The organism is Novosphingobium sp. (assembly GCF_036803765.1).
Classification (GTDB): domain Bacteria; phylum Pseudomonadota; class Alphaproteobacteria; order Sphingomonadales; family Sphingomonadaceae; genus Novosphingobium.
This window is the reverse complement of the sequence record NZ_DAIRTS010000012.1, coordinates 107,390-115,676: the sequence shown is the minus strand read 5'-3', so window position 1 is coordinate 115,676 and position 8,287 is coordinate 107,390. Positions and strand designations below refer to the sequence as shown.

The window sequence follows — 8,287 nt, the reverse complement described above, 5'->3', positions numbered from 1 at the left end:
CGGCTATCTGGGCGAGCTTGGCGTAGGATTCCGCCCCCTCCCGCAAACGCCCCCTTTCAGGGAAGGGGGCTTGAGATCGCCTTGATGGCCTTCAATCCCGTTCCAAAACGAGCGATCGCGTCCCTGTTTCTCTCCAGCTCGCCATAGGGCAGATAGGCGAAGTCGAGATCGGCAATACGGCTGAAAGCCGGGCGACGGAGTTGCGCGCGAACGTCCTGCTCGCGCGCATTCGGTGCGACCAGGAATAGCCCGGCGGCAGCGTGCAGATCGCTCCCCGACAGCGCCAGATCGAGCATGCGCACGATCCCCGAGTAGATCGAGGTCGAATGTTCAACCTCGAACGCGGCGGCGACGCCGTCGCCACCCTTCGCCAGCCACAACACGTCGATGAGGCGGATCGAGTCCGCTCCGGGAGAGGTCGCAATGGCGTCTGGAAGGCGCTCGAGGCATCCCTGTCCAAGCGGGCAGCCAGCGTGAAGTCGACCGCGGTCATTGGCGGCGATCCACACATCGTAACCGAGGGCATGGCCGAGGTCGCGCAGCCAGGCCTGGATTTCGGCGTGCGTGCGATCGGTTTCGCCCTGCGCGGCGGCTGTCTTGTCGAGCCGGCTTGCCTCCGCTCTGGCATGTTCCAATCTGCCGAGCCAGTCGTCGGCCGCCGTTGCGTCATCCTCCAGCGGTGGCGCGGGATAGCGGCCCGAGCCAATGTCGAACAACAGTCCGCCGATCGCGCCGAGATCGTTGGAGAGCAACTCGCGGTAACGGTCGTTGAGGTCGAGGATGCCGGCGCGCATGGCGAGAAAATGATCCCATGACCCGAGCTTCACCTTGGCGCCGGTGACGGCATTGTAGCCCTTGACGATCGCGGTATTGAAGGGCGGCACCAGCGTCGGGTGAAGGAAATAGAGCAGGTTGGCCGCCGCCGGCCCCAGCCCCTTGATCTTGAGCGCGTCTATGCTGCGGATGTGGCTGATGATCTCCTCGGCGGTATCGCAGCACGAGCAATTGTCGAGCAGGCGACCGAACGCCCGCTGGTTGTCCGGGCTTTCGTAGATGTCTGGAATGCGCAGCTTGGGCTTCCACAGCCAGGCATGGTCGGCGCCCTTGAAGATCTGCCGCTGTTCGGCGATCGAGTGGACAACCGTTTCCAGTGACGAGCCGCGATAGGCGACGCCGAACCGCCCACTTTCGATTTCTGCGACCACCTGCTGCAGCCCGCGACGGATGGAGCGGAAGTTTTTCAGCCGTTCGTCCCACAGAAACCAGGAGCGATAGGTGGCGCCGGGATCGTCTCGCCAACGACGGACAAGCTCGCTCACGAGATCATGATGTGTCGCGGGTAACAAGGTCATACTGGCTGGGTCATCTAAACTGGGCTCCTTGCCGTTCAGGCTATCGCGAGCAAGGGCGGCTTGCACGTTCAATGTGCGATCCGCGAAGCGTGCTCAAATTGTGGGTGATCGCGCAGGGAAACGCCGCTGGCATTGGGCGTTGCCGGTCGCAACCGTCGACCGGGCGCACAGCCAGGCAGACGGCCGGCACGGGCGTCGCCGCCCGGGAGCGGCGACGCAACCAGCTTTTTCCGGTCGAACTTAGCGGATCACTGCTTTGCGATCGCGGTGACCTCGCCATCGCTGCCCTTGAGCGAGAGGTCGAAATCGACCTTGTCGCCGACCTTGACCGCATCGGTGATCGACGGCGCGGCCTTGAACGCCATCGTCATCGCGGGCCACTTGGCCTCCGGGATCGGACCATGATCGAGCGTGATCGTGCCTGCCGCCTTGTCGATCGCGGTGACGGTGCCATGGCCCTTGGCCTTGATCGCGGCGTTCGCGTCAGGCGCCATCGACATGTTGCCCATGTCGCCGCTCATGGTCGCGGCGGGCGCCGCCTCGTTGGTCTCAGTCGCAACGGGGGCCTCCGCCTTCTTGCCGCACGCGGCAGTCAGGGCGGCGAGGCCGAGGGCAATGGTCAGTCGTGCATGGTTCATCGTCTTCTCCTTCATGATGAAACGGGTTGAGGGATGGGATCGGTCTTGGGCCGGCGCAACAGCAGGTAGGCGGCGGGCAGGACGAACATTGAGAGCAAGGGCGCGGTCAGCATGCCGCCGATCATCGGCGCGGCAATCCGGCTCATGACCTCCGAACCCGCGCCTGATCCCAGCAGGATCGGCAGCAGGCCGGCCAGGATCACCGCCACCGTCATCGCCTTGGGACGGACGCGCAGCAGCGCGCCTTCGCGCACGGCGGCCTCGACCTCGGCAGCGTCCGGATGTGCGCCGCGCTCGGCCAGCGCGTTCTTGAGATAGATCAGCATCACCACCCCGAACTCGGCGGAGACGCCGGCGAGCGCGATGAACCCGACCCCGGTGGCGATCGACTGGTTGAACCCCAGCAGATAAAGCGTCCAGATGCCGCCGGTCAGCGCAAACGGCAGCGTCCCCATGATCAGCGCCGCCTCGTCGAAGCGGCCGAAGATGAGGTAGAGCAGCACGAAGATGATCAGCAGCGTCGCGGGCACGACCAGCTTCAAGCGGTCGACCGCGCGCTCGAGATATTCGAACTGGCCAGAGTAAGCGATGCTGACCCCAGGCGAGAGCCTGACCTGTTTCGCCACCGCACGCTGCAGATCGCCGACCACCGAGGCAAGATCGCGCCCGCGCACATCGACGTAGACCCAGGTCGAAGGCCGGGCATTCTCGGTCTTGAGCATCGGCGGTCCCTCGGCGATCGAGACGTTTGCCACGGTGCCCAAGGTGATCTGCTGGCCCGCGGGCGTCAGGATCGGTAGCGCCCGCAGCCTTTCGAGGCTGTCGCGCAATTCGCGCGGATAGCGCACGCTGATCGGATAGCGGGCGAGGCCCTCGACCGTCTCGCCGATCGTCTCGCCGCCGATCGCGCCGGAGACGATGGCCTGGACGTCGGCGATGTTGAGCCCGAACCGCGCGGCGGCGGCGCGGTCTATGTCGACATCGACATAGCGTCCGCCGGTCAGCCGCTCGGCGAGCGCCGAGCTGACGCCGGGCACGCTCCTGGCCACGGTCTCGACATCATGCGCGATGCGGTCGAGCTCGGCGAGGTCACTGCCCGACACCTTGACCCCGATCGGGCTCTTGATGCCCGTCGCGAGCATGTCGATGCGGTTGCGGATCGGCGGCACCCAGATATTGGCGAGACCCGGAAGCTTCACCCGGCGATCGAGCTCGTCGACAAGGCGTTCGGGCGTCATGCCCGACCGCCACTGGTCGCGGGGCTTGAATTGGATTGTCGTCTCGAACATTTCGAGCGGCGCGGGATCGGTCGCGGTCTCGGCGCGGCCGGCCTTGCCGAACACGCTTTCGACTTCGGGCACGGTCTTGATCAGGCGGTCGGTCTGCTGGAGCAGCTCACTCGCCTTGGCGGCCGAGAGGCCCGGCAGCGCCGAGGGCATGTAGAGCAGGTCGCCCTCGTCGAGATTGGGCATGAACTCGCCGCCGAGCCGGCTGAGCGGCCAGGCCGTGGTGGCGAACACCAGAGCCGCGATCAGCAGCACTGCCTTGGGCCGCTTCATCGTCCAGTCGATCGCGGGCCGGTAGATATTGGTGAGCCAGCGATTGACCGGATTGGCCTGCTCGGCCGGAATGCGGCCCCGGATCAGCCATCCCATCAGGATCGGCACCAGGGTCACCGACAGGATCGCGGCCGCGCCCATCGCATAGGTCTTGGTGAAGGCGAGCGGCGCGAACAGCCGGCCTTCCTGCGCCTCCAGGGTGAAGACCGGAATGAACGACAGCGTGATGATCAGCAGGCTGAAGAACAGCGCCGGCCCGACCTCGGCCGCCGCCTCGGTGACGACGATCCAGCGCATCTCGCCATCGAGATGTCTGTCCGGGTGATCCTGCTCCCAGCGTTCGATCCTCTTGTGGGCGTTCTCGATCATGACGACCGCCGCATCCACCATCGCGCCGATGGCGATGGCGATGCCGCCCAGCGACATGATGTTGGCGTTCACCCCCTGGAACCGCATTACGACGAACGCGGCCAGCACACCGAGCGGCAAGGTCAGGATCGCGACCAGCGCCGAGCGGACGTGCCAGAGGAACAGGGCGCAGACCAATGCGACGACGATGAACTCCTCGACCAGCTTGCGGGTGAGGTTCTCGACCGCGCGATCGATCAGCTGCGAGCGGTCATAGACCGTGACCACCTCGACGCCCGGCGGCAGGCTTTTCCTGAGATCGGCGAGCTTGTCCTTGACCGCCGCGATGGTCTCACGCGCGTTCTTGCCTGACCGAAGAATAACGACGCCGCCGGCGACCTCGCCTTCGCCGTTCAGTTCGGCGATGCCGCGCCGCATCTCGGGGCCGACCTGGATCGTGGCGACATCGCCGAGCCGGACGGGCACGCCGCCCGCCGCAGTCTTGAGCGGGATTGCCCGGAAATCGTCGAGCGTTTTCAGATAGCCCGAGGCGCGGACCATATATTCGGCCTCGGCCATTTCCAGCACCGAGCCGCCGGCTTCCTGATTGGCTTGGCTGATCGCCTGCACTGCCTGGGCGTGGGTTACGCCGTAGGCCGCGAGCTTCACCGGATCGAGCAGCACCTGGTACTGCTTGACCATGCCGCCGATGCTGGCGACTTCGGCCACGCCGGTCACGGTCTTCAGCTCGTAGCGCAGGAACCAGTCCTGCAACCCGCGAAGCTGCGAGAGATCGTGCCGGCCGGTGCGGTCGACCAGCGCATATTCATAGACCCAGCCGACCCCGGTCGCGTCCGGCCCGAGCGCGCTGCGGGCGCTGGCCGGCAACCGACCCTGGACCTGGTTGAGATATTCGAGCACGCGGCTGCGCGCCCAGTAGAGATCGGTGCCGTCCTCGAAGATCACATAGACGAAGCTGTCGCCGAAGAAGCTATAGCCGCGCACCGTCTTGGCGCCGGGCACCGACAGCATGGTGGTGGTGAGCGGATAGGTGATCTGGTTCTCGACGATCTGCGGCGCCTGACCCGGATAGGAAGTGCGGATCACGACCTGCACGTCGGAAAGATCGGGCAGCGCGTCGATCGGGGTCGAGCGCACCGCCCACAGGCCCGCGCCGACCAGCGCGAGCATGCCGAGCACGACGAAGAAGCGGTTCCTCACCGACCAGCGGATGAGATGGGCGATCACTGGCCCGCCACCTTCGCCATATGCCGCAGCGTCGGTCCCGCCGGGGGCCGGTCGAACCCGAACCGGACCCGGTCACCCGCCTTGAAGCCGCGCGCGATGCCCGGATTGGCGAGCGCGAAGGTCATCGTCATCGCCGGCCAGTCGAGCGCGGGAACGGGCTCGTGGCTGAGCGTCACCGAATTGGCCGTGATCCGCTCGATCTTGCCCGTCGTCTCGTACAGCGTGGCTTTCGACGCCGGCGCGGCGATGGTCGCCGATGCCGCACCGCCGCCGATCGGCCGCGCCTCGATTCCCGACAGGCTCGCCTCGGAATCGATCAGGAACTGCCCCGAGACGACGACGTTCTCGCCGGGCGACAGGCCGGCAAGGATCTCGGTCTCGCCGCCTGCCTCGCGGCCGATGCGGACCTCGGCGGGATGATAGCGCCCGTCGCCTGCGGCCAGCATGACGAGCGTGCGCCTGCCCGTGCGGATCACCGCTTCGCTCGGCACCAGCAGCGCCGGCTTGGCATCGCCGCCAAGCGCGACGCTGGCGAACATGCCCGGCCGCAACCGGCCGTCCCGGTTGGGCAGCTCGATCCGCACGGTGAGCGTGCGGCTGTCGGCCTGCGTGGTCGGCAGGATCGCGATCACCCGGCCGGCGAAGCGCTCGCCGGGGAAGCCCGCCAGCGTGGTGCTGGCATTCTGGCCGACCCGGACATCGCCCGCGCGCGCTTCGGGCACCGCGGCATTGAGCCAGACGGTGCCGAGCCCGCTTACCTGGGCGAGCGTCTGGCCCATGGCGAGCGTCACGCCGGCACGGGCGTCGAGCGTCTGGATCGTGCCCGAGATCGGCGTCGTGATCGTCACCACGCCGTTCGGGCGTCCGCTCCGCTCGACGCTGGCGATGAGGCCGTCGGACATGCCCATCAGCCGCAGTCGCTGGCGCGCGGCCGCGGTGAGGTCGGGCTTGCCGAGCCGCCTGACGCTCAGATATTCGGTCTGCGCGCCGCCCCATTCGGGCAGGAGCAGGTCCGCGATCGGCGCGCCGGCGCGGACCACGTCCCCGGGCGCTCGCGCATAGACGCGGCTCACGAACCCGCCCGAACGCGCCTGGATGACGGCGACGTCGCGCTGGTTGAAGTCGATCGTGCCGGTGACCTCGAGGGCCGAGGCAAGGCTGCCCATCTTCGCCGCGACGACCCGCAATCCCAGGCTCTGCCGCGCGGCGGGATCGACGGCGACCGTGGGGGCCGCGCCGGCGCTTCCTCCGTCCGCGTATCGCGGCACGAGCTGCATATCCATGAAGGGCGACTTGCCGGGCTTGTCGAACTTCTGGTTGGGGAACATCGGATCGTACCAGTAAAGGACTTTGCCTGCCCCGGCGGGCGTGGTCGCCTCCGATTGCGGTGCCTGGCGATGGCCAGCCCAATAGCCTGTGCCGCCGGCCAGCAGCGCGACAGCCAGGATCGATGCGCCCCAGCGCAGCGCGGATTTATCGAGCGTCATGGCCGCTCCTCCCCATAGGTGATAGTGATGCGGACCGCGTCGCGCGCGACGTCGGCTTCGCGGTTGAGCGCCTCGACCTCGGCCTCCGCGAGCCCGAGCGTCGTGAGCAGCGCGGCGCCAAGGTCGAGCTTGCCGGCGCCATAGCTGTCGCGGTCGAGCTCGGCGCGGTGCCTGGCGAGTGGCACCAGCGTCTCGCGGGCATTGCGCAACCGGGAGAGATGCATGGCATGGTCTGCGAGATCGGCGTCGAGCTGCGCCACCAGCTCGCGGCGGATCGCCTCGCGGTCGAACCGACCCCCTTGCGCAAGGCTCTCGCTTGCAGCGATCCTGGGGTTCTGGCGCTTGCCGGCGAACAGCGGCAGGTCGATCGACACGCCGACCGAGGCCATGTCGCCGTACATGGGATCGCGCCGGCCATAGGTGACGCCGACCTTCCAGTCGGGGCGCTTGTCGGCGCGCGCGAGACGCACGTCCGCTTCGGCGACTGCGATCCGCGCGTCCTGCGCGCGCAGGGCGGGAAGCGCATCGATCCCGGCCCGTAGCCGGATCGGATCGACATCGAGCATCGGCGGGTCGCCCGTCGCCTGCGGGTCGGGGTCGCCGGTATAGCGCGCGAGCCGGGCCCGCGCCTGCGCCACCACCGCAGCCATCTCGGCGCGGCGATCGGCGATGGCGGCGCGGAGCTGGTCGGGCTCGAGCGCCTGGCTCGGGCGCGCGCTGCCCGACGCCAGGCGTGCGGTCACGGTCTTCTGCAGGTCGTCGAGGCTGGCATCGAGCAGGTCGAGCTGCCGGAGCCGGCGTTCTCCATAATAGAGATCGACCCAGGCGAGGGCGGTCTCGAGCCGCACGTTGCGGCCTTCGACCAGCTCGCCCGCCTCGGCGATACCGATATCGGCCGCGGCGCGCGCGGCGCGTGCATGGCGCTTGGCGAGATTGGGGAAGGTCTGGCTGAACCCGATCGTCGCCATAGTGAAATCGTCGCGCGTGAAGCTGCCGGCATTGGGGCCGCTCACCGGGAAGTTCTGCAGGCCCAGGTCGAGCGTCGGATCGGGCAGGCGATCGGCCGCGACCGCCGAAGAGCGGGCGCCGGCTGTCGCCGCCGCGCGCGCCTTGAGGCTTGGCGCGTTGGCGGCAGCGAGCCTCACGGCCTGCTCGTAGGTGAGCGGGCCGGCCGACACCGGCACGGCCCAGGCGCTCGCAAGCGTCGCACCGATAGAGAGCAACAGGCGTCGCACAGCGCGCCTCGGCATCATGATCATGGATATCATCCCCTCATGACAGATGCGGCGCGCCAAGATGTGACGCGCCGCTCCGGAGCGGGTTTAGCCCTTGTCCGACCTGACTGCGCCGCGCATGCAGTCGGCGGCGCTTGCCTGCATCATCGCGCAATCGCAGCTGGCCATGTCCCGGCTGTCGGGCACCCATATGCGGACACGCGCAGGGCCAGTCGCCCGCGGACCATATTGCGGCGCCGACCGCCATTCCCAATGGCCTTGCGGCGTGCGGCTCGCGTCGGTTGCAAGCGCAGGCGCGGCGAGACTGAGGGCCGCCACAAGGGCGGCCGGAAGCAGTTTGATCATCACGAAAACCTTTGACTGAAAAGAAGGAAACCGGGCGCGCACGCATCGATCGATGCGCGCAGCCCGTGCTCGTTC

At 67.8% G+C, this 8,287-nt stretch carries 5 protein-coding genes; all 5 read right to left on the bottom strand.

The genetic code is table 11. The annotated features are described in order from the left end of the window. Positions 1 to 56 precede the first annotated feature (56 nt). Positions 57 to 1,319, bottom strand: a complete 1,263-nt coding sequence (locus tag V7Q48_RS10180) for a hypothetical protein (protein ID WP_007683327.1) — start codon at positions 1,317 to 1,319, stop codon at positions 57 to 59. Between the two features lie 281 nt (positions 1,320 to 1,600). After that, positions 1,601 to 2,005: a copper-binding protein gene (locus tag V7Q48_RS10175; RefSeq protein ID WP_007406376.1), complete on the bottom strand. Its 405-nt coding sequence runs from the start codon at positions 2,003 to 2,005 to the stop codon at positions 1,601 to 1,603. Then, on the bottom strand, positions 2,002 to 5,145 hold the full coding sequence (locus V7Q48_RS10170; protein WP_007406408.1) for an efflux RND transporter permease subunit: 3,144 nt from the start codon (positions 5,143 to 5,145) through the stop codon (positions 2,002 to 2,004). Before V7Q48_RS10170 ends, V7Q48_RS10175 begins: the two co-directional genes overlap by 4 nt. Then, the gene (locus V7Q48_RS10165) at positions 5,142 to 6,632 is read right to left on the bottom strand and encodes an efflux RND transporter periplasmic adaptor subunit (RefSeq protein ID WP_007406384.1); all 1,491 of its coding nucleotides are present in this window, start codon (positions 6,630 to 6,632) and stop codon (positions 5,142 to 5,144) included. The genes V7Q48_RS10170 and V7Q48_RS10165 overlap by 4 nt, the downstream gene beginning before the upstream one ends. Next, positions 6,629 to 7,891, bottom strand: coding sequence for a TolC family protein (locus V7Q48_RS10160; RefSeq protein ID WP_013039107.1), 1,263 nt, complete (start codon positions 7,889 to 7,891; stop codon positions 6,629 to 6,631). Before V7Q48_RS10160 ends, V7Q48_RS10165 begins: the two co-directional genes overlap by 4 nt. Positions 7,892 to 8,287: the final 396 nt, after the last annotated feature.